Source organism: Streptomyces sp. NPDC060035, from assembly GCF_042736635.1.
Classification (GTDB): domain Bacteria; phylum Actinomycetota; class Actinomycetes; order Streptomycetales; family Streptomycetaceae; genus Streptomyces.
In genome coordinates this window covers 192605-213373 of record NZ_JBHWVO010000013.1, presented here as the reverse complement: position 1 = coordinate 213373, position 20769 = coordinate 192605, and the positions used below count along the sequence as shown (strand labels likewise).

The following is a 20769-nucleotide window of genomic DNA, read 5'->3' as shown; positions in this document are numbered from 1 at the left end:
CGTTGGGGAGTACGGAACAGGGGGCGGTGGGGGGTCAGGCGGAGGTGTCGAAGACGGTGTGGCGTGCCCGGGTGAGGGCGCGGCGCAGGGCTCCGATGAGGATGGGGTCGCCATCCAGGTCGCTGATGCGGAGCTCGGGCCGGGGAAGTGCGAGGCCGGTCATCTCCTGCTCCACGAGGGCGCGGAGTGATTCGCCGCCGGCCTGGGCGACCCTGCCCGACAGCACGACGAGGTCGGGGTCGACCACGGCGACGACCGAGGCCAGGCCGGTGGCCAGCCGGCGGGCCAGCTCCTTGCGTACGGAGTCGTCGGCGAGCGCCTCCTCCAGCGAGGCGGTACCGCCGGCGAGCCGTCGTACAGCGGCCGCGGAAACGAGGCTCTGGAAGCCGCCGCCGGCGTCCTGGCCGGTCTGCACTGCTTCCTCGCGTGCGAGAGGTGCGCCGGGCAGGGGCATGTAGCCGATCTCGCCCGCTCCCCCGGTCGCGCCGCGCAGCAGTGTCCCTTCGAGCACAATGGCGGCGCCGACACCCTCGTCGATCCAGGCCAGCACGTAGTTGTCCCGGTCCTGGGCTGCGCCGTCGTACTGCTCGGCGAGCGCGGCGAGGTTGACGTCGTTCTCGATGTCCACCGGGGTGCCCAGCACCTCGGCCAGTTCGCCGCGCAGGGTGCGGGAGTGCCAGCCGGGCAGGTGGGGGGCGTAGCGGAGCTGTCCGCTGCGGGGGTCGATGGCTCCCGGCGTGCCGATGACGGCGGCCGCGATGTCGTCGTGACCGAGCCCGGCCTGGCGGAGCGCTCCGTCGACGGCCTCGGCGACGAGCTGGGCGGTGCGGTGGCGCACGTCCTCGGCGACGGCGCTCGCCGTGATGTGACAGCGACCGGCCTCATGTCCGGCGATGTCGGCGACGATCGCCGTGATGCCGGTGGGGCCTGCGGACAGGGCGGCGACATACCCGGCGGAGGGGTCGACCTCGTAGAGCAGTGCGTTCGGACCGGGGCCTCCGGTCTGCGCCCCGACCGCCCTGGCGAGTCCGGCGCCCTGCAGGCGCTCCAGCATCTGCGAGATGGTCGCCTTGGAGAGGCCGGTGAGCTCACCGATGCGCGCCCGGGTCAGGGCGCCGTGCGCCACGAGGAGGTCCAGGGTCGCGCGGTCGTTCATCGCACGCATGGTGCGCGGGGTACCCGGGGTTCCCCTCACCGGAGCGGCCATGGAGTGGCTCCTCATTGAATAGTTAGGACACTTTCCGATCTATTCGAGGAATGTAGGTCCGACGGGGAAGTGCGTCAAGGGTGTTCTCGCAAGAGATGGGCTAGGAGTTTCCGGGAGTAAGTTGGACAAGTCGGCGCATGCCTTGCGCATCCGGGGCAGCGGTGCGTGATCCAGCGAAAACTGGGGCCCGGAGTCACTGTGGCCGTCCTTGAGGTCGACGAGTTGTTCCTGCCCGTTGCCCTCGATGAGGGCGGTGACCGTGCGGGTACAACCTGAACCTGTCGGAGTGCTTCGCCGCCGGGGCCTGCTGACTCTGCAACACTCGCGGGGCCGCAGCACACCGAAGTCCGTGGCCGACGACCGGCGGCCCGCACAGCCCCTGCCCTCTGCCTGTGATCAGGCCTCCGAAAGTTCGCTGGATCCGCTGGACAGGTCCACATCCGGATCCTCGGCCATGCACTCCGCCACCGGCTCGGCCGGATTGGCATCCGAGGTCAGCCCGAACAAGACCGCTCCCGTGGAGGCGCCGAGCCGCCACCGCACCTGACGGTCCGTATCGTCGACGTTCGTATCCGCCAAACTCCTTTAGAGCAACCGCTGAACACCCCGCAGGTTGACCCGATCTCGTTCGGGACGAAAGGGGTCGTGGGTTCAATGGTGTGTGGGGCCCTGGGCCCACTTGGGAGCCGTTTGGGAGCCGTTTGGGAGCCCACCTCAGCTGACCGCCGCAGGCAGCCTCCCGTCGGAGGTGAACAGCAGCTACGGGACAGCCTTTACGCGCTTGCGCATGGCTGGCGGTGGCGCGTCGTTCATGCATCTGCTCGTACCGTTCGGGCGGGTTCTTCCTGAACTTGCGGTGCGGTGGTGTCACCAAATGCGCCCGCCCGTCCGGGCACCGACTCCCTGGTAACCGACATCGGCCAGGCCCCCCACGGCGGGCCCGTCGGCCAACAGCCTGACCAGGCCCAACTGTCGGGCGTGGGTATGTCCGCGCAGCCGGCCGGTTCGGCATGGTTGCAGAACAGCAGCCGTCCCTCGGCATCCGTGACGACCATGGACTGTCGGCACGGCAGGAAGGCGGCCGGAGTCCGGTGCCGCCGGGGTCAGCCCGACTTCGGCGGCTTCTGCGCGTCGAAGGCGAAGAGAGTGTTCTTGGCCGCGGCCAAGATCACCACGCGCCCCGCAACGGTCACGCGCGGGCTTGCGCCCTGCTCGCCCGTCAAACCATCGGCCTGCGGATCTGTTGTCCACAGGGGTTTGCCATCGTACGGCGACAGCGCGACCACCCGCCCGGTGGCCGAGCTGAAATACAGCGCGTCGGCTCCCGCAACGGGACCCGACGCGCCCTCCACGCCCGTCTGCCGCGACCACTTCTTCCGGCCGGTCGCGGGGTCGAGCGCTGTGATGAGACCGGTCTGCCCGCTGACATAGACGGTGCCGTTCGCGAAGCCGGGCGTCCCCGCGTATGTCTTGGCCAGTCGGGAGTACGTGACCTTCCGCGAGGCCGGGTCGACCCGCGCCACCCCGTCGTAGCCGGCCAGCGCCGGTCCCTCCATGTGCCCCTGAAGGAGTAGGAGCCTGCCCTTGGCGACGCCCATCGGCACGGCGGGGCCGTCAACCGCGATAGGCCTGCCCAGTGTCCCCGAGGCGCGGTCGACCGTGTACAGGGTGGGGTGGCGCACCTCCGAGGCATCCACCTCCGTATCCGTCGCGCACATCGCCAAGAGCTGTGGGCCCACCGGGACGGGAGCGCACCGCCTACCCGCGGGGAACGACGTCGTCCAGGTGACCTCACCGCTGTGCGCGTCCCGGGCCTCGAAGCGGGAGTTGGAAGCGTCGACCGTCACAACGGCGGAGCCGACCACGATGGCGTCCTGCGTCCGACCCGTGACGGCCATCGACTGGGCGCCGGACGGCACGGACCACAGCTCCCTGCCGTTGTTCGCGTCGATGGCCACCACCTCGCTGGGAGGGTCCTGCGGGGCGTCCTGGGCGGCGAAGCGGTAACCGAGCACCGTGTCGTCGGTGGCGCCCACCAGGTGCATGCCCTGGACGGGGACGCCCGGGCTCTTCACCGTCCACACCCGCGACCCGTCCAGGGCCCTGATACGGGTCGCGACGACACCGCCGCCCCCGCAGAACAGCGCGTCGCCGCGCGAGACGCAACGCAGCTCGTCGGGGATGTCCTCGAGACCGCCCTGCACGGTCGTGCGCCACGGCTCGAAGCCGTCCGGAAGTGCGGCACCCGGCGCCGCAACGCTGTTGCCCTTGTCGCCGCCGCTGTTCCCCCCAAAGCCGCCCGCCTTCAGCGCGACGACTCCCCCGCCGATCGCTGCCACGGCGACCGCGGCCGCGAGCACAGGACGCCATCGGCGACGCAGACGGCGGCCGACGGAGGTGCCGGTGCTCCCCGTATCGGGACCGGCCGGGGCAGTGGTCGGGGCAGTCGGCGCCGGGGTGGCCCGCGCCGCGAAATGGTGCTGGGTGATCATGTCGCGGGTACGGCCCGCGCCAACCCCGTTCGCGTCGGTCCCGCCGAGGTCGGCCGGCAGGTCCCGCAGCAGCACGAGGAGTTCGTCCGCCGAGGGGCGCCCCTCGGGGTTCTTGTCCAGGCACGACTCGACGACCGCGCGCAGAGCCACCGGCACGGCACCCAGCGACGGCTCCTCGTGCACCACCTGATACGCCGTCATGTACGGGCTGTCCGCGTCGAAGGGCCCGTGGCCCGTCGCCGAGTACACCAGCAGCGTCCCCAGCGAGAAGACATCGGACCGCGGCCCCACACCACGCGGCGCCTGCAACTGCTCCGGCGACATGAAGGGCGGCGTACCGATGACCCGCCCTGTCATCGTCAGCGTCTGCTGGTCCACGGCGCGCGAAATGCCGAAGTCGATGACGCGTGGGCCCTCGGGCGAGAGCACGACGTTCGAGGGCTTCAGGTCACGGTGGACGACCCCCACCCGGTGGATGTCGCGCAGCGCCTCCGCCAGCCCGATGGCGAGCCTCCTCAGCTCCGCTCCGTTCAGCGGACCCTTCGCGGCGATGCGCTGGGCGAGCGTGTGCCCCTCGATGTAGGTCGTCGCCATCCACGGCTGCTCGGCCTCAGGTTCAGCGTCGACCACGGCGGCGGTGAACGCGCCGCTCACCCGCCTCGCCGCCGCCACCTCCTGTCGGAAACGGATGCGGAACTCGTCGTCCCCCGCGAACTGCTGATGGATCAGTTTGATCGCGACAGGTCGCCCCGAACTCGTACGGGCCAGAAAGACCGTGCCCATGCCACCCGAGCCGAGCCGCGCCTCAAGTGGATAACCGCCGATCTCGGCTGGATCACCTCCGCGCAGCGACACTCTTCCCGACCTCCCGTTCCCCCGTGCACCTCTGCCACCACGGGCCTGCGTACCTGTCTGCACACAAACTAGCCCCAGGGCAGTGGTGCAGAGCGAAGCGGGTGACGAACAGGGAGCTCAGGGCTGCTCCCGTGCCGCACACGACGAAGCCCCGCCAGAGCCAATGGCACGCGGCAACCGCCGCCCACAGTCCCTTCTGTGGGCGGCGGTTGCCTGTTGCATGGGATGCCGGGGCTATGGCTTCACCGGATCACCGTTGCCCAGTGCCGGCCACCACACATCGTCGTCCTGGGTCGGTTCCAGTATCTGTCGTCGCAGCTGGCTCTCCGTCCGTGTACCACGGCGCGCCAAGACGGGCGCGGTCCCCGGCGCGGAGGCGTTGGACCTACACGTACGTATCGAGGCGCTGGTTGAGGCGGTTGTTGTTGTGTGCGCTCACGTAAGCCCTTCCGTCTGCCGCCGGGCGCGCTGTACGGGTACGGGATCGTACTGCTGGCGCTGCGTCTTGCGGCGGCCCGGATGCCGGAGATCCCTGGCCGCGGTGAGCACGTAAGCAGGCGTCCGGAGCGCCTCACCGCGGAGGCGCTCCGGAGCGTCTTCTTCCTTAAGAGGCGTCCTGCTTGGGGGCCTTCACTCGGTCGCCCTCCGGCGTCGCGGCCCTCACCAGCTCCGTGGAGCGGATGGTGCGGGTGCCCCGCGACACCCTCAGCCGCACCTGGGCGCCGGTCGCGACGCTCTGCGAGGCCGCGGGCAGCGCCCAGGCGGTGGTCAGGTCCGTGTTCCCCTCGTCCAGGGCCAGGAACCGGGCCACCTCCTTGCCCTTGCGCGACTCCATCCGCAGCACCTCACCGGTGATCGTGTCGGGCTCCCGCCGCTCCAGGCAGGCGAGTGCCAGGAAGTACGTTGCCAGCCCCCCGAAGGCCGCGATCGCCGCCAACTCGCCGAGCAGGGGGCCCTCGTGGGCCGCCGCATCGCTGAACCAGCCGTGGCTGCCGCTCGCGAAGTTGCCGGGCATCATCGCCAGGAACGCCACGAACAGCGCCCAGCGGCTGAACTTGCCGGCCGCCACGAGGCCGAGCAACGCGCTGCCCACCCAGCCGGCACTCAGCACCAGTCCCGGCCGGCGCAGCGAGCCGCCGCTGTGCGCGTCGACCGCAACCGCCCAGTCGGGCTGCCGCAGCATCGCGAAGGCCCAGAGCCCCACCGCGACCACGCCCGCCGCGGCCGCCCACTGCAGCAGCCGGCTCGTCGAGCAGCCGAAGCCGGGGCGCAGCCGCGGGTAGCGGATCCGCACCGGGCGCCAGGTCCCTCCGTACGAGGACCAGACGCGTCGCCGGTCGCCGGAGTCGAAGCCAAGGAGCCGGCTGGTCAGGACGGTGACGCCGAGCGCGGTCCCGTACGCGAGATAGCGGTCCCAGACCGTCACGGAGGCGGGCGGCAGCTGGGCGAAGTCCTCGTGCGCCGTCAGCCAGGCTCGCAGTCCAGCCCAATGTCCGGCGCGTTCGAGGCCCTTCGGTGTCGCCCGCTCGCCCAGCGCCTTGCCGAGCAGGAAGGCCAGCACGACCCCCGGGGCCACACCGACACAGAGCGCGGCGCGCACGCCGTGCCCTCCCATGACCGCGGCCGCGGCGAACAGCGCACCGGGCACGAAGGCACCGATCAGCAAAGCACTGCCGAGCAGCGGTGCGAACCGGAACCGGGACAGGCCGCGCAGCCGGGCCTCGGCGATGATCTCCCGGCGCAGCGCCGTGTTCCAGGAGGCGGCGCGCTTGTCGTCACGGAAGGCGATCGCCCCGATGGGTGCGCTGCCGTTCGCCGCGCGGGCGGTGACGCGGTCCAGTACCCGCTGCTCGTACGGCATCAGCCCCGGCGCAGCCCGGCCCGCCTCGGTGAGGTGCACGGTGCTACGGGCCGGGTCGTCGCCCGGCTGTCGCAGCTCGACGAGCCCACGGGCCGCGAGATCCAGCAGGGTGGCCGCGGCGGCATGCTCCACCCCCCGCCATTGATTGCCGAGCAGGCTGACCACGCCTGGCGGTTCGGGGTCGGCCCCGAACTCCTGGGTCGCGGGCCCCGGCGTGACCACGCCGTTCCGGGTGGCGACCAGCGCAAACCCGAAGGCGGCAAGCCAGAGCACGATCAGGCCGGCGCCGCCCCAATAGAGCTGTTCGGTGAGCGTCACGCGAATCTCACCTGGACGGCATCCTGCGCCACGCTGACAGCCTCGAAGTACTCCCGCCGCCCATGCGCGCCGCCCAGCCCCGCCACGACGTTCCCCGGAAAGCTCTCGAGGGCGGTGTGGTAGCTCTGCACGGCGCTGTTGTAGAACTGCCGCGCGTACGCGATCTTGTCCTCCGCCGACCTCAACTCGGTCTGCACCGTACTGAAGTGCTGATCCGCTTTGAGCTCCGGATAGCTCTCCCCCAGCGCGAACAGCCTCCCCAGCGTCGCGGTGAGCGCGTCCTCGGCGGCTGCCCGGTCCGTAACACCGAGCCCGCCGCTTACGGCGTTCCCGCGCGCGGCGGTGACCGCTTCGAAGGTGTCGCGTTCGTGAGCGGCGTAGCCGCGCGCCCCCTCAACGAGATTCGGTATCAACTCATGCCGCCGCTTCAACTGCACATCGATCTGCGCCCACGAAGCCTGCGTCTGATTCCGCAGCCGAACGAGCCGGTTGTAGGTCCGAACAACCCACCATCCGCCCACAACGATAAAACCCGCAACAATCGCACCCACGATGACACCCACAGCGTCGCCCCCAGAGGCCCTAAAAGATCCGACCCCCCTGGCCGATCGACGCGATCTTATTCCGGCCGCCGAGGCCCGCACGGCTCAGGGAGCGATCGCCCATGGGATTCCGCGTGCTCGCGGCGGTGATCCTGGGCGAAACGACCATCAGGCTGTGAGAACGCCGTCCAAGGGTTCGATGGCCTCGCGCCAGGCGTCGGTGGGTCGCTTCCTGACGTACCTGTACCGTTCCCGTCCCTGTCGCCCGGCCCCGCCCGGAAGCTCTTCTCCTGTGACCCGTGCAGCTCGCCGACTGCGCGGCCACGGCCCTTGTACTTGGGCAACCACGGCATGCCGGCCTGAACCGATCGGCCGGATGAGGCCGACGAGCACGCCGCTGGAACCGACCGCGTGCGGACCATTCGCCGGCCGGCGAATGGTCCGCACGCCCGGGGTCAGAGCTGGTTGATCGCGCGCATCGCCAGGCCCTCGGTGCCGGCCCAACCGTTCACCCGTGCCGCGTCGTCGTAGGAGACGGAGGATCGGCCGTCGGGCAGGTCGAAGACGAGCGTGCCGTTGAGTTCGGTGCCTTCACCGGCGACCAGGGTGGCGGTGAACCGCTCGGCCTGGTCGTACTCCGCCTCGCCGCCCTCGTCGTTGCCGAAGATGTACAGGCCTGCGTACGCCGTGCCGTCTCCTTCGACGACGACGGGCTCGGTGTCCGACTCTCCGAGCGTCTCGACGATGGAGGCGTCGTTCCCGGAACCGAGCCGCACCAGTGGTGCCGCGTTGAGGACGCAGGGCTTCTTGTTGCCGTTGGTGACGGTCAGCAGGAAGTGGCGGGGGGTCTCCCCGGACGGGTCCTGCAGCTCGACCGCGGTATTGAGGTCGGTGACCCTGCAGTCCTGGTAGTCGGTGCCGTTGCCTCCGCCGGTTTCGCCGCTGTCCCCGGTCGTGTCGCCGGCCGAGCCGCCACTGCCGGTTTCGGTGGCGGTGCCGGAGTCGCCCGACGGCTCGGGACTCCTCGACTTGCTCTCCCCGGCCGACGCGGAGGCCGACGGGGCGGCGTTGTCCTCGCCCCCGGAGGCCTGGCAGGCGGTAGCCCCCAGCAGCGCCGCGACCGCGGCCGCCCCCAAGAGGGTGCCGCGCAGGGCCTGACGTATCGATCCGAGTCTCACTGTCTTCGCGTGCATGCTGTGTTCCCACTCCCCCGAGACCAGCCCCCAGGACCGGTCGATGCCTCAAGCTCCACACAGCCATTCTGGTTACTGCCCATCAGTCGGTCACCCCAGATCCGCGTCTGTTACAGCCCTCGCACGAACTGATGCCCTGGCGTGACGATGACGCTGGCGGCACGACCGCCACGGCCCGAAAAGGGGGGATAGGACGCGGTGCTCCGGGTCATACCCGGGCCATCGCTTCCCCGCAGGACTCACTGAACGCCACTGACACCGGTCAGCCTTTATCACCAGACAGACGAAGAACCTGTTGGCACGCTCATCCGCCCACCTGCGCGCCACTCAGTTGGTGCGGTTTCGACACCCCGGCCTGCATCGCGCACACGAAGGAGGAGCCTCTGGTGGCGCGCCAGGAGCGGTGCGGGGCGCTCCCGCCGGACTGGTGCTGAACGCCGCGGTGCCCGGCGTCAGCGCGCGGCTCGGCATTCAGTAACGCAGCTTTCGCTCACGCTCAGGATTCCGACGACACGCAGCTGTCGACCGCGGCTCAGATCTGGGCCAAGTCCTGGGTGAGCTGAACGGGCGGGGAGCGCCTTGGCCTCGGCACTCACCGGGGCCTCACGGTCGACAGCACCGGTCGGCTCCGCCGTTGGTAAATGATCGAGGATGTCAGGATGTCGAGCCCGGGCGCCGGCCTGGCCGAGGCCTGCGTTGCGCGACACCCGGGCCCACCACGTAAGGAACAGCCTGATGATGAATGATGATGAGTCGGCACTCGACGATCCGGTGGGCCGGTCACTCAGCGGCCGGCACGCGCATCTCGCCAAGCGGCTCGGCCGGGCCGCGACCTACCTCACGGAAGTGGCGACCTTCTCCGCCGTGTCCACCGACCCGGACAGAAGGGACTGGGCCGACCTTGCCGCGTTGCTCGGTCCGGGCGCCTTCGCCGACATGTTCAGCTCTCCGGCCGTCCCGCCGCCCGACTGGGAGCCGGTCTTCAGCCTCGACGGCCGTCAGATGATCTGGCCCGGCGACGGCCCGTCCGTCCTCCCTCGCGCCGAGCCCGACACCGGCGTGGTCGAACTGGGCACGGACGACGTGCCCGAGATGCTCAGCCTCGTAGCGCGGACCGGGCCGGGGCCGTTCTGGCCTCGCACCCACGAACTCGGCACCTACCTCGGTATGCGGGTCGACGGCACCCTGGTAGCAATGGCGGGTGAGCGCCTCCGGCCGCCGGGCTGGACCGAGATCAGCGCCGTCTGCACCGCTCCCGACGCGCGTGGGCGAGGGCACGCCGCCCGTCTGGTGGGTGCGCTCGCCACATGCATCGTGGCACGCGGCGAACGCCCCTTCCTGCATGTGGCCGAGACGAACACCGGCGCGATTGCCCTGTACGAGCGACTCGGCTTCGAGACCCGGAAGCAAGTGACCTTCCGCGGCTTTCGCACCCCTTGACGGCCTGCGGCTTCAGTGGACCGTGCACGCCCTGGGGTCAGACACCACCTGGGTGTCGATCGGCACAGAACACCGCTCGCCCGCATGGTTCCGGCGACCGGTCGGGTCTGCGGCGGCGCAGGACGTCGTTGACCGCGGTGCGGAGACGGCGCCCTCACGGAGGAGTGCCGGGGCGGTGTCGGTGATGTCGACGATGGTGGAGTGCGTGTTCGTCATGGGGCCGCTGTCGAGGTGGGTGTGGGTGGGGCGGGAGTCAGCGGTGAGCTCCAGGGCGTACACCGGCCGCTCGCCGGGGACGGGGCCGAGGTGAGTGTGGCCCGTCATGTGGCACCAGGCGGGCAAGACGTGCGCGGCGATGAAGCCGTCTTCCTTGCTCACGCCGGCTGCCCGAGCGGCCGGCACGCTGGGGGTCGCCCGCTGGATCACGTCGCGCACGTACCCGTCGGAGGTCGTGCCGTTCTGCACGGCGGCGCGGGTGGCCACGACTGCCCCGCAGGCGTCTTGGCCGAGGACCACGACCAGTGGACAGCCCGGCACGAAGATGATTTCGGCGGCAAGGGAGGAGTCGGAACATCCGAGCAGTACGGCGGACGGGTGCGGGGCGGACGCTGTGTCGGCACGGCGAAGGCGTCCTGGTTGGGGTGGGTGGGGCGTGCCGCCGGTGAAGCGCTGGTTGCCTGCCAGGAGCAGGTCAACGGCTTCGCCCGGAATGGCGGCAGTCCGGATGTGTCCGCATGATCAAGCTGCGTAGAGAACAGCCGTGATCACCCATGACCATCTCTTTCGTGTGTTCAGGACCCGACTCATCCTGCTCTCACCAGTGCTCTGACCGCATAGGTTCACCTGGTTCAGGGAGTGGTCGTAGTGGCCCAGGTTCGGAACAGTGTGAGAGCTTCGGCGAGGTTTCCGGGGCCGCACGCGGCGTGGAAGGTCTTTTCAGCGATCCAGGCGCGAACCCAGTCCTGCGTGCTGCGGTCGAGGTCCTGGTGGGGGTACTCGCTTCCTTCCAGGCCCGTCTCCTCCAGATCGATCTCGATGGTCCAGCCGGGGTTGTCGAGCGTGGCGATCTTCACGCCCCACTCGTGCTCCCAGTCGCCGTCGCACTGCTGCGCGTACCAGTTCTGCAGCCAGTCGAGGAGGGGCTCCACATCGCTCATGGCAGGAGATGCTAAGCGAGTCGCGCGCCGGGTTCGGGCGTGACTGGTCCGTCCTGCAGGGGAGCCATGACGGAACCGCTACGAGTACGCAGACTGACCGATCTGGAGGGGCAACGACTGCAGCAGATCGTGCGCCGGGCAGCACCAGCTCGGTGCGCTACCGCCGGGCGATGATGCTGCTGGCGTCGGCCGACGTGAACCGGGTGCCGGTCATCGCCCCTCGTGGCGGCCGACGAGAACACCGTGCGTGATCTCATCCACTGCGCATCGCCAACGCCCGCCACCCCGACATCCTCGCAGCCCAGCGACGAGAGCGCGCCCGAATCCGCAGCGAGAAGCATGCGTTGGGAAGGACGCCCCCTTGTCGTCGCAGCATGACCTGCAACCTGGTGAACCAATGCGGTCAGAGCACTGGCTGTGATGGTGCAACAGGCCGACTACAACCAGACCCACTCAAGCTCCAGGACTCGCCATCGGGGCCCTTTGCACAGCCGGAGTGAAGAACACCACGACCGGCCCACGGCGCAACGCCCGCCCCCCTCGCGCTCCTCGGCCTCGGATGAGCGCGAACCGGACATCGCGCGACTACGTCGAACCCTGGCTCCCGAAACAGCGACGACAGGGACTGCGGCTGCGGTGTCAGTCTGCTGACGTATCCTTCCCGCCACCACACACCGATGGGGAGGACCAAGAGAATTGACTGGCCTGTCTGCTTTCCCGCTGCCCTTTCGTGCTTCCCGTTCCATATCGTTCGCGACACCCCGAACGCTGCGGGAACTTCAGATGATGCAGTGCAGCTCACACATTCGGGCGAAGCCGGGGTGGTTCGACAAGATGAACGATGCCGACATCGTCGCCAGGTGGAGGCAGGAAGCGGTCACCCAAGGGCTCACCGAAGCGCAGGTTCGTTACGTGCTCGCCGAACTCGTGTATTACGCCGCGCTGCGGGACGGACGAACCGGCATCGAGGTGTCCGCCGTCGACGGGGTGTGGCAGTCGGACACACTGGTCGACGACAAGCTCAGATGCCGGCTGCGCGAGGCGGTTCGGGTTCTGGAGGAGGTCTCCGAAGCAGAGCAGGACTGGCATCCCGGATCCGACGGTCAGGTACTGGATCTGGTTCATCCCTCACTGTTCTGCCTGGTGAGAGAGGTGAGCGACGCACCCGAGCGGGCTTGGCAGAACCCGACGGACCGCTACTCGACACACGAATTCTCGGAGAAATTCCAGTGGCTGCCCACGGACGTCGACGTCAGCGCCGACGGCGATGTCGCCTTCCGTTCGTACGTCAACAACGTCCACCCCGAGACTCATCACGAACTAGCCTCCGTCCTGCCGGACTTGTTCGCGCGCTTGCGCCCTCTGCTGGAGAACGTGCTCACCGATCTGCGCCACCCACGGCCCCTGCGGATCAAGGCCGATCCTTTCGGGTGGTACGACTCGGAGCCGGAGCATCCGGACAAATCATCCTACAGCGATGATGGGGCCTACTCAGAAGCCCTCCGTGCATGGGAGGAGGCCCAGGACGACTGGTGGGAAAACCGCCGCCCGGTCATCCCGGACGCCCCTACCTTCAACCCGCCCGATTTCCCTGATAAATCCGCCCGAGTCGACCTGCACGGCCGCCGCCTCCAGGTCATCGTCAAGCTCGCCACCATTCACCTCACCCCGGACAAGCCCGAGTACCCCGGCGGTTCCTGGCATGTCGAGGGGATGATGAACGAGCGGATCGTCTCGACCGGCATCTACTACTGGGACAGCGAGAACATCACCGAAAGCCGGCTGAGCTTCCGGGCGGCACTCGACGACCCGCACTACGAACAGAACGACGACAACGGTCTGCGTGAGGTCTACGGCCTGGAGGACGAAGACGCACTGAACCAGACGCTGGGATCTGCATCGACCCCAGCCGGCCGCTGCCTGGCGTTCCCGAACGTCCTGCAACACCGCGTCGGCTCATTCCGCCTCACGGACCCCACCCGCCCGGGATATCGCAAAATTCTCGCGTTCTTCCTGATCGACCCGTCGGAAAGGATCGTTTCGACATTCGATGTGCCACCGCAGCAACCATGGTCCGACACCTCGACCATGACGCTTGATCAGGCCAAAACCTATCGCGAACAACTCATGCAGGAACGCAAGTTCTTCGTCGACGAACACAACGAGCAGCTCTACGAACGAGAATTCTCCCTCTGCGAGCACTGAACCAAGGCCTTCCCCGAGGCCTACGCCCGCCTGGAGGCCAAGCGTCGGGGCGAGAAGATCGGTGGTCGCAAGCCCACGCACACTCCCGAGAAGGTCGCACGGGCCATGCAGATGCTCGGCAAGGGGGACATGACCAGGCTGGCGGTCGCGCGAGCTGTCGACATGAGCCGGTCGCGGATGTACGGCCTCGTTGCGTGTGCTCGTGCAGAGCAGGAACAGGCGGAAGCCGGTTAACCACCGTGATGGTACTTTCGCCGAACCTTCGAATGAGGAGACCAGGGTGGGGAATCTCGGCGGCTACCAGTGGATAACGACCACCGCCAAGCAGGTCGGTGGCCCGAGTGTGCTGCTCGCCGGCATCGGCGTGCCGGCTACCTGACCTTGCGCGGTGTCGAGGCTGGTGGAACCGCGGCGTACAAGAAGCTGCGGAGCACGTTCGAGAAGGATATCGAGTCCACGCCCCACGAGGTCTTCACCGTCACCGCCGACGGCGACGACGGCAACGGTCTAACGGTCCGTGTCGGCAACGGGATCCGGGTGCTCAAGGACGTCGGCGAGGCGGTCCTCGTCGAGGTGATCGGCGGCCAGGACAACCCCTACATGGTCTCGCCGGCCTTCCTGGCCTCGGTCTGCGACTTCCCGGCAGGGAATAGCAATGAGGCTTGACGTCTGTGAGGCATGACAACGACGGGGTTGGACACCTGGTGGTGTTCACCGGCAATGAGACCTTTGCGGCCGGTTCAAGGATCGCCACGCTGATGGCCCTCGGGCTCACCGCCCCGATACCTTGGTGGGCCATCAAGGTATCGGCATTCACACAGGTCAAAGTATCGGTGACGCTGTTTGCCAGGCGTTGCAGCATTGTTGGCCGGTGTGAGGACCTTGCCGGGTCCCTGGTGCGCGGGGTGGCGGCCGGGCAGGTAGTTTGCTCGGATGAGTCTCCTTGATGATGTGGCCGCGCGCGACGGCTGGCGGTGCTGGGTGTGTGACGAAGCGGTCGACCCCGACGAGTCGGTGAACGACCCGCGGGGGCCCAGCGTCGACAGCCGGACTGCCGACCGGAAGGCCAAGGTCGCCGAGCGGCTCGCGCACCGCGGATGCAATTCCCGCAAGGGCGCGGTGAAGGTGGTCATCGCCTGGCCGGACCGCCTGTACGTGGTCGAACCCGCGCCGCTGATCACCGTTGCCGGGAGACTGGAGCGCAAGGGGGGCCGCGAGATGGTGGGCCGTTGTCCGACCAGGCGGGACGCCCAGGAGGCGGCGGATTGGCTGGTGGACCGGTTCTCCCGACTGGTACCGGGACTGCCGGTGACCGCCGACATCGAGCCGGGCGGCGGCCAGTTCCTCGTCACCCTGTCCACCGGCCGCCGCTGACCAGGGATCACCAGCGCACACTCGCGTAGAGCTGAACAGTCGGCCCACACCGACCTGTCCTGGCACGAGCTGATTCACATCGCTCGCCTGTGTTCAGCTTCAGCTACGGGTCGATGGCGCCGGTTGCCGCAGCCATGGCGGGGGCCGAACCGGAAACACAGCGCGTGCTCCGCGGCCTGGAGCACGTCCCGCTTCCGCCACCACTCCGTTTCACGCCGAGGCCGACGCCCTGTACGGCAAGGGCGTCGGCATCGACCGTATCGCCGGCCAATCTCCCGTCGGGGCGTTTGCGCAGCCAGCCGCGGTCAGCCGGCTCAGTGACCTGCGAACCGACGGGCATCTGTGCGCACCACTCAGTTGGTGCGGCCGGACTTCCCCTCTACAGCGCCACCGAAGCGACCCACTAACCGAGGAAGCTCAGCCGCACCTGGCGGTTGGCATTGTCAACGTTCGTATCCACCAATCTCCGTTGAGGCAACCGTCAAGGTAACCGATCGGCGCTTTCACGTGGTGAGCCATTGGAAACATGTCACCGCGACCGGGAAACGAAGAAGTGCAGGTCAAGCGCAGTTCTCAGGTCTGGCAGAAGGCCGTCAAACGCCCGGGGCGGCAAAAGAGCGTCACAACTTACGTTCGGCCAAGCCGTTCCGCGGACTGGCCGACTGTCACCAAACACACCCAGCCACGCACGAGACAGCGGATCAGCGGCAAGGTGCTGTCATGACGCGGCACCCGCCCCTGCGCCCTCTCGCACCGCGCGCGGCGGTGGGGTACCGATGCGCGACGTCGCCTGCATACGCTCGACAGCGGGTCCCCACCGGCACCCGTGCGGACCTCGTGGCCGGAACGGGGCCGCAGGACGCCGGCATTCGGGGCAAAAGCCTCGGCGGCCCCGAACAGGCTGTTGCCAGCAGGTTGCGCGGCCGGCAACTCGGGCTCGGCGGCCTGCACGGAGGCACCGTCCCCGGTGGCGAACGGCGCCCGCCGTGTGTCGGTCGGCCTTCCGGTAGCACTCGGGAGTTACGCGAGGGCCGGGAACGTCGGCCGCTTCGCCGTGCCCGGGACGTAGTCGAAGTCGGGCGTGCGCGTGCCGAAGAGGCTACCGGTGCGCGGGACTGTGGCTCCCGTGGCCGCCGGCTCTTCTGGCAATTCGTCGGCGATGAACGTCACGTCCGTCGACTCTGGTGCGACTACGCTGGTCGAGGTATCACACTTGAAGGAAGGACACATATGGCTCGCCCTTACAACCCCGGACCGAAACAGTTCGTCTTCGCTGTCGGTGATGGCAACGACCAGCAGGTCTCCGTTAGCGACCCTCAGGAAGCGTACATAGCATTCTCCGCGTTCTTCCGGAATCGAGATTCTGATACCTACACCATCAAAGACGAACCGGCGAGCCAAAGCTTGGTGCTCATGCCCGGTCAAGGTGTGATCGCCCGGATCGAGGTGGCGGACCAGCCTCGGTCGGAATACCTCCGGGTCGACAGGGCCAATCGCTACCTGCCGAGCGCGATGCTGTTTTTCGAGAACGGATATGCCGGCCTCGACTACTTCGGCCAGTGGTTCTCGGCCCTCGCGAACCTCGACGCGTCACCGGAGACTCGCGGTGCTACCCGCGCCGCCACGATCACGACCGAAGCCGCGGCAATCGAAGAAGTCGCTCGGATCTGGGGAGATTCGGGCACCGTAGACCCGAGCAACCAGCACTACGTCTTCTTCGACTCGCATGATGTCGGCGATGACCGAGCTGAACGAGCCGAACTGCTCAAGCTGATCGAATTCCTCGGTGTCGAACGAGTCGACGCCCCGGCCGAGGCCGCCGATGGCGAAGTCTGGGTGCGCACCGACATACGCCTCGACGTCGAATTTGAACGGTGGTCATGAACAGATGGTTCGGGATGGGGCTGCAACATCGCCCTGATGCTCGCCGTGGGCCCAAGGCCAACCGTGTCCAGCGGGTGCCGTTCCGGAAATGACTCGCCTACGCGTCGACCAGTGATTGCTGTATTCCTCTGGTGATGCGTAGTCAGCGGTTCCCATCTGGTCGCATCCTGTCGAGATCGGTGCCGGATCGAAGTTGCTGTACCGGAACTCGGTGGAGTTCACGCTCGACGTCTGACTCGACCATGACGGGCTTGCTCGCTCCGGGCGGCGTGGGTGTACACGAAAGCGGCCGGTCAGATCGGTGCAGGCAGGACTCGCTGGTCTCTTCCGATGGGGAAGACTGAGTCCATGAGAGACATAGTTTTCACGCGCAGGAGCGGCTGGATCCCGAACGTGATCCGCGAGGCCGGTGAGCTGAAGCTGATGCTCGGTGCCGGGGCCGACGCCAACCATGAGCCTCGCACGTTCACGTTCTCGATCGGGGAAGCCCATCTTGCGGTGATCCGGGAGGACCTGGCCAGACACCTGCTGCTGTGGAGTGCGGTCCTTCCGCTGTGCGACGCCGCCGGAACCCAGGGCAGGCTCGACGAGAACGCTGCCGTCGCACTCCTGGACCCGGTCCTCCTCTCCGCGCCCGCGGACGTCGACGCGCTTTTCCAACGCATCCGGTGGGACAGGGGTCCGCTCATCGCCCATGGGGCTGACATCGATCTGCTCGAGCGCGGTCAGGTCTGCGCGGCGATGGGCGCGGCGACAGAGACGTCCAACGGGAAAAGAGCTCAGGAGTACCACGCGAACCGCCGTCGCGCCGAGCGCGGAGCAGCGCTCGGTCCACTCGACGCCGCGATACTGACGTACACGGGCCAGTACCTGCACGGCGCGACGGTTCCGAAGCGGATGCCCGATGCCGTCGACCCCGCGCTGCTGCCGGAGGTCATGCGTGTGATCGCGACCGCGGAGCAGGCGTGCGCCGGGATGCGGATCGGCCGCGATCCGCGACGGGGAAAGCGCGCCACGGACAAGCGCGACTGGGATCGGATGGCGACGACGGTCGACGCAGCCGTGCGCCGTGCACACCCTGAGCTCGTCGATGACGCGGTGCGGACCGTGAGCTTCCTGATGTGCTCGGAGGCCACGGACCGCTCCAGGAGCACGCCCATGGAGGATGACGAGGAGGCTGCCGGCGACCGCGCCGGCTTCGGCGAGAGTGCGAGGAAGACGATCCTGTCGTTCACCGACGACAAGGGCGCCGAGAAGAAGTGGATCCAGGACAATCCCCGCACTGCCACCGCGGAGTTCTGGGAGTTCGTCGGCGATCGCTCTGCCGCGGACAACGAAGTGTTCACCATCGAGGACGAGGAGATGGGCGAAGGGATCCAGCTCCACTTCTACGCGGACTCCATCGCCCGGATCACGACGGTGCACGAGGGTGAAGGCGAGTCGGATCCGGAGTACCGGGTCGAGTACAGCCTGGTCGACGGAATCAGCGGGTACCGGAACCTGGTGAGCGCCTTCGTCCGCGGCGGCTGCGCCTCACTCGAACAGCACGGCTCTTGGATGTCGGATACCGCTGAGTTCGAGCGCGCGCGCCGGCAGCGCGACGCCAAGTAGTCCGCCGATGCTTGCGCTCACCGGTACCACCCGCGGCGGGGAACCCAAACGGATCCGGCTCCGACTGTTCACCACCGGCGCCCGACTCGTAAACACCGGGCGCCGCCGCTGCCTCCGCCTGCCGGCTCGCTGACCCTGAGCCGGCTTGGCGACTTTGTGTCGGCCGGCTGATCGCCGGGAGCGGACACATCTGCTGGCAGCATTATCTCGGGATCCCCCCACCCAGGCCAAGCGTATGCCCGAGCGTCTCGACCAGGCCAACGCTAGTACTCCGGCCGGACTTTCGCCCGCTCGGACGCCGACCGCTCGGCTGGCCAGGCATCGAGCGCCTCCATGAACACCCCGTAGGGCGTGTGTCCTTCTGCTTCGTGCCCCGCGCCCCTCCTGTGGCCGACGGTGAGCAGGCGGTCAGGCCGGCCACAAGGCTGGAAATACGCGGTGCCCATTTGGCGCGGCCGGACTCCCCCTCTACAGTCCCACCGAAGCGACTGCCTAACGGCTGTCCCGTAAACCCTGGCGGGCGCACGACGACAGCTACGGCACCTCGCTGCGTTGTCGGAACGCCCGGATACGCCCAGTAGGAGGACGCTCCTCCGCCTTGCGATGCACCGCATCTGACGCCGCGCGCTGATCCACCAGGGATTACGGGACAGCCCTCAGCCGAGGAAGCTCAACCGCACCTGACGGTTGCAATTCGAGATGTTGGTATCGACCAGGCAGACCGACTGCCATGTCCCGAGCTCCAGCCGTCCCCCGATCACCGGCAGGGTCGCGTGCGGCGGCACGAGGGCGGGGAGCACATGGTCGCGGCCGTGGCCGGGGCTCCCGTGGCGGTGCCGCCAGCGGTCGTCGGCGGGGAGGAGAGTCTGCAGGGCGGCGAGGAGGTCCTCGTCGCTTCCGGCTCCGGTCTCCAGGACCGCGATTCCGGCGGTCGCGTGAGGTACGAAAACGTTGAGCAGGCCGTCCCTGCCGTGAGCGACTCGGGTGAGGAACTGTTCGCAGTCCGCCGTCAGGTCGGTAACCGTCTCGGTCCGTCCGGTGGCGATGTTCAGCAGATGCGTGGCGAAGGAGTCGGGCATGGCTCCATTCTGCGCCGGTGGCAAGGCGTCGCGCCCCGGAAGATTCCGGGAAGATCCGGGACCTGTCCACAGTTGGTAGAAGCGTGAACAACTTCGGGGTGCGCGAACTGGACGTGGTCGTGATCGGCGCCGGGCAGGCGGGGCTCTCCGCTGCCTACCATGTGCGGCGCGCCGGTCTCGAGCCCGACCAGGACTTCGTCGTACTCGACCACGCCCCCCGGCCCGGCGGTGCCTGGCAGTACCGCTGGCCGTCGCTCACCTACGGCAAGGTCCACGGCATGCATTCCCTGCCCGGCATGGAGCTGACGGGCGCCGACGATGGGCGCCCTTCGTCCGAGGTGATCGCCGAGTACTTCGACGCGTACGAACTCCGGTTCGGTCTGCGTGTGCACCGGCCGGTGAAGGTGAACGCAGTGCGCGACGGAAGCAGGGGGAGCGAGGGAGAGGCCGGCCGGCTGCTCGTCGAGACATCCGAGGGCGTCTACGCCACGCGCGCCCTGATCAACGCGACCGGCACCTGGGGCCGACCGTTCTGGCCACGCTATCCGGGCCAGGAGACCTTTCGTGGGCGGCAGTTGCACACCGCCAACTATCCGGGGCCGGAGGAGTTCGCCGGACAGCGGGTGATCGTGATCGGTGGCGGGGCCTCGGGCACCCAGCATCTGATGGAAATCGCCGACGTGGCAGCCGCGACGTACTGGGTGACGCGTCGGCCACCGGTGTTCCGGGAGGGCCCGTTCGGAGAGGAGCAGGGGCGGGCCGCCGTGGCCATGGTGGAGGAGCGGGTGCGACGCGGACTTCCGCCGGAGAGCGTGGTGAGCGTGACCGGACTGCCGCTGACCGACGGTATCCGGCGCGCACGCGAACAGGGAGTCCTCGACCGGCTCCCCATGTTCGAGCGGATCACCCCGGACGGAGTGACCTGGGCCGACGGCCGGAAGGTCGAGGCCGATGTGATCCTGTGGGCCACCGGCTTCCGGGCCGCTGTCGATCATCTTGCCCCGCTGAAGCTGCGCGAGCCGGGCGGCGGCATAGGAGTGGAGAACACCCGGGCGGTACGGGACGAGCGCGTCCATCTCGTCGGGTACGGGCCGTCAGCGAGCACGATCGGCGCCAACCGGGCGGGACGGGCCGCGGCCCGTTCGATCACCCGCCTGCTGGAGAGGACCGGCAGCGGAGAGACCGCCGCGCAAGGCATCTCCGCCTGATCCCGCACCGAGCACACCAGAACACACGAACAGGGGATCGGATGTTCGTCAGAACGTGTGATCGTGTCACTTCTCGCCGATCAACTCCGGTACGGAGCCCGATGATTACAGGGCGCAAGCAACGGGCTGCAGACCGCGACTGCGCAGTCCCACCGATGCACCATGCACAAGGAGAAGCACCGAATGAACTTCCTCACCAACCTGCTTGCCGGTGTCGTCCACTTCGTGGGTTGGCTCGTCTGACCATTGCTCCACCGGCGCCGGCCCGCCCCCGCCCCCCGGGGCGGGGGCCCCCCCCGGTTTGGCGGGCCGCCAACCCCGCGGGGGGGGGTGGCCCCGGGCC

General features: G+C 68.5%; 19 protein-coding genes and 1 pseudogene. 10 read left to right on the top strand and 10 right to left on the bottom strand.

The annotated features are described in order from the left end of the window. Positions 1 to 34: 34 nt before the first annotated feature. The 6 genes from ACFWBQ_RS22050 to ACFWBQ_RS22025 all read right to left on the bottom strand — a co-directional run bounded on the left by ACFWBQ_RS22050 (position 35) and on the right by ACFWBQ_RS22025 (position 8468). Positions 35 to 1165: an ROK family protein gene (locus ACFWBQ_RS22050; RefSeq protein WP_385491596.1), complete on the bottom strand. Its 1131-nt coding sequence runs from the start codon at positions 1163 to 1165 to the stop codon at positions 35 to 37. Between the two features lie 438 nt (positions 1166 to 1603). Continuing rightward, positions 1604 to 1786, bottom strand: coding sequence for a hypothetical protein (locus ACFWBQ_RS22045; RefSeq protein WP_385491543.1), 183 nt, complete (start codon positions 1784 to 1786; stop codon positions 1604 to 1606). A gap of 524 nt (positions 1787 to 2310) precedes the next feature. Further along, on the bottom strand, positions 2311 to 4554 hold the full coding sequence (locus tag ACFWBQ_RS22040; protein ID WP_385491541.1) for a PQQ-binding-like beta-propeller repeat protein: 2244 nt from the start codon (positions 4552 to 4554) through the stop codon (positions 2311 to 2313). Positions 4555 to 5158: 604 nt separating this feature from the next. Beyond that, a complete protein-coding gene (locus ACFWBQ_RS22035) occupies positions 5159 to 6733 on the bottom strand; it encodes a DUF2207 family protein (protein ID WP_385491538.1) in 1575 nt (524 codons plus the stop codon). Continuing rightward, the gene (locus ACFWBQ_RS22030; RefSeq protein WP_385491535.1) at positions 6730 to 7296 is read right to left on the bottom strand and encodes a LemA family protein; all 567 of its coding nucleotides are present in this window, start codon (positions 7294 to 7296) and stop codon (positions 6730 to 6732) included. The genes ACFWBQ_RS22035 and ACFWBQ_RS22030 overlap by 4 nt, the downstream gene beginning before the upstream one ends. A gap of 434 nt (positions 7297 to 7730) precedes the next feature. Then, positions 7731 to 8468 (bottom strand): DUF4232 domain-containing protein, encoded by a 738-nt coding sequence (locus ACFWBQ_RS22025; RefSeq protein ID WP_385491533.1) that lies wholly within the window; start codon positions 8466 to 8468, stop codon positions 7731 to 7733. Positions 8469 to 9203: 735 nt separating this feature from the next. On the opposite strand from ACFWBQ_RS22025, the gene ACFWBQ_RS22020 reads away from it, so the two are divergent. Next, positions 9204 to 9908, top strand: a complete 705-nt coding sequence (locus ACFWBQ_RS22020) for a GNAT family N-acetyltransferase (RefSeq protein WP_385491531.1) — start codon at positions 9204 to 9206, stop codon at positions 9906 to 9908. A gap of 12 nt (positions 9909 to 9920) precedes the next feature. Here ACFWBQ_RS22020 and ACFWBQ_RS22015 read toward each other — a convergent pair whose 3' ends face one another. Beyond that, positions 9921 to 10391: a hypothetical protein gene (locus tag ACFWBQ_RS22015; protein WP_385491529.1), complete on the bottom strand. Its 471-nt coding sequence runs from the start codon at positions 10389 to 10391 to the stop codon at positions 9921 to 9923. Positions 10392 to 10756: 365 nt separating this feature from the next. Then, positions 10757 to 11065, bottom strand: a complete 309-nt coding sequence (locus ACFWBQ_RS22010; RefSeq protein ID WP_385491526.1) for an immunity 53 family protein — start codon at positions 11063 to 11065, stop codon at positions 10757 to 10759. A 66-nt stretch (positions 11066 to 11131) separates the two neighbouring features. On the opposite strand from ACFWBQ_RS22010, the pseudogene ACFWBQ_RS22005 reads away from it, so the two are divergent. The 6 genes and pseudogenes from ACFWBQ_RS22005 to ACFWBQ_RS21980 form a co-directional block, all read left to right on the top strand. Next, positions 11132 to 11326: pseudogene (locus ACFWBQ_RS22005) on the top strand (IS630 family transposase); the annotation flags it as partial. A 435-nt stretch (positions 11327 to 11761) separates the two neighbouring features. Next, positions 11762 to 13270 carry a DUF4246 domain-containing protein gene (locus tag ACFWBQ_RS22000; RefSeq protein ID WP_385491524.1) on the top strand — a complete coding sequence of 503 codons (1509 nt, stop codon included), beginning with the start codon at positions 11762 to 11764 and terminating at the stop codon, positions 13268 to 13270. 30 nt (positions 13271 to 13300) lie between these two features. Beyond that, complete coding sequence (locus ACFWBQ_RS21995; protein WP_385491594.1) at positions 13301 to 13504, top strand: helix-turn-helix domain-containing protein; 204 nt, start codon at positions 13301 to 13303, stop codon at positions 13502 to 13504. A 147-nt stretch (positions 13505 to 13651) separates the two neighbouring features. Continuing rightward, entirely contained in the window at positions 13652 to 13936 is a 285-nt protein-coding gene (locus tag ACFWBQ_RS21990; RefSeq protein ID WP_385491521.1) for a hypothetical protein, read from the top strand. Between the two features lie 5 nt (positions 13937 to 13941). Beyond that, complete coding sequence (locus ACFWBQ_RS21985) at positions 13942 to 14217, top strand: hypothetical protein (RefSeq protein ID WP_385491518.1); 276 nt, start codon at positions 13942 to 13944, stop codon at positions 14215 to 14217. Continuing rightward, positions 14204 to 14644 carry a hypothetical protein gene (locus ACFWBQ_RS21980; protein ID WP_385491515.1) on the top strand — a complete coding sequence of 147 codons (441 nt, stop codon included), beginning with the start codon at positions 14204 to 14206 and terminating at the stop codon, positions 14642 to 14644. The genes ACFWBQ_RS21985 and ACFWBQ_RS21980 overlap by 14 nt, the downstream gene beginning before the upstream one ends. A 1020-nt stretch (positions 14645 to 15664) precedes the next feature. On the opposite strand, the gene ACFWBQ_RS21975 is transcribed toward ACFWBQ_RS21980, so the two are convergent. Continuing rightward, positions 15665 to 15814, bottom strand: coding sequence for a hypothetical protein (locus ACFWBQ_RS21975; RefSeq protein WP_385491512.1), 150 nt, complete (start codon positions 15812 to 15814; stop codon positions 15665 to 15667). Positions 15815 to 15874: 60 nt separating this feature from the next. Between ACFWBQ_RS21975 and ACFWBQ_RS21970 the strand changes: the two genes are divergently transcribed. Continuing rightward, the gene (locus tag ACFWBQ_RS21970) at positions 15875 to 16528 is read left to right on the top strand and encodes a hypothetical protein (RefSeq protein WP_385491509.1); all 654 of its coding nucleotides are present in this window, start codon (positions 15875 to 15877) and stop codon (positions 16526 to 16528) included. A 348-nt stretch (positions 16529 to 16876) separates the two neighbouring features. Further along, a complete protein-coding gene (locus tag ACFWBQ_RS21965) occupies positions 16877 to 18139 on the top strand; it encodes a DUF6357 family protein (RefSeq protein WP_385491506.1) in 1263 nt (420 codons plus the stop codon). Positions 18140 to 18795: 656 nt separating this feature from the next. Here the strand turns inward: ACFWBQ_RS21965 and ACFWBQ_RS21960 are convergent. After that, positions 18796 to 19218, bottom strand: coding sequence for a secondary thiamine-phosphate synthase enzyme YjbQ (locus tag ACFWBQ_RS21960; protein WP_385491503.1), 423 nt, complete (start codon positions 19216 to 19218; stop codon positions 18796 to 18798). An 83-nt stretch (positions 19219 to 19301) separates the two neighbouring features. Between ACFWBQ_RS21960 and ACFWBQ_RS21955 the strand changes: the two genes are divergently transcribed. After that, on the top strand, positions 19302 to 20426 hold the full coding sequence (locus ACFWBQ_RS21955) for an NAD(P)-binding domain-containing protein (RefSeq protein WP_385491500.1): 1125 nt from the start codon (positions 19302 to 19304) through the stop codon (positions 20424 to 20426). Positions 20427 to 20769: the final 343 nt, after the last annotated feature.

What these genes read in the sequence shown, in the direction of transcription:
- ACFWBQ_RS22050 (WP_385491596.1), bottom strand. Translation starts at nt 1,165, where the DNA reads ATGCGTGCGATGAACGACCGCGCGACCCTGGACCTCCTCGTGGCGCAC.
- ACFWBQ_RS22025 (WP_385491533.1), bottom strand. Translation starts at nt 8,468, where the DNA reads ATGCACGCGAAGACAGTGAGACTCGGATCGATACGTCAGGCCCTGCGC.
- ACFWBQ_RS22020 (WP_385491531.1), top strand. Translation starts at nt 9,204, where the DNA reads ATGATGAATGATGATGAGTCGGCACTCGACGATCCGGTGGGCCGGTCA.
- ACFWBQ_RS22010 (WP_385491526.1), bottom strand. Translation starts at nt 11,065, where the DNA reads ATGAGCGATGTGGAGCCCCTCCTCGACTGGCTGCAGAACTGGTACGCG.
- ACFWBQ_RS21980 (WP_385491515.1), top strand. Translation starts at nt 14,204, where the DNA reads ATGAGTCTCCTTGATGATGTGGCCGCGCGCGACGGCTGGCGGTGCTGG.
- ACFWBQ_RS21970 (WP_385491509.1), top strand. Translation starts at nt 15,875, where the DNA reads ATGGCTCGCCCTTACAACCCCGGACCGAAACAGTTCGTCTTCGCTGTC.
- ACFWBQ_RS21965 (WP_385491506.1), top strand. Translation starts at nt 16,877, where the DNA reads ATGAGAGACATAGTTTTCACGCGCAGGAGCGGCTGGATCCCGAACGTG.
- ACFWBQ_RS21960 (WP_385491503.1), bottom strand. Translation starts at nt 19,218, where the DNA reads ATGCCCGACTCCTTCGCCACGCATCTGCTGAACATCGCCACCGGACGG.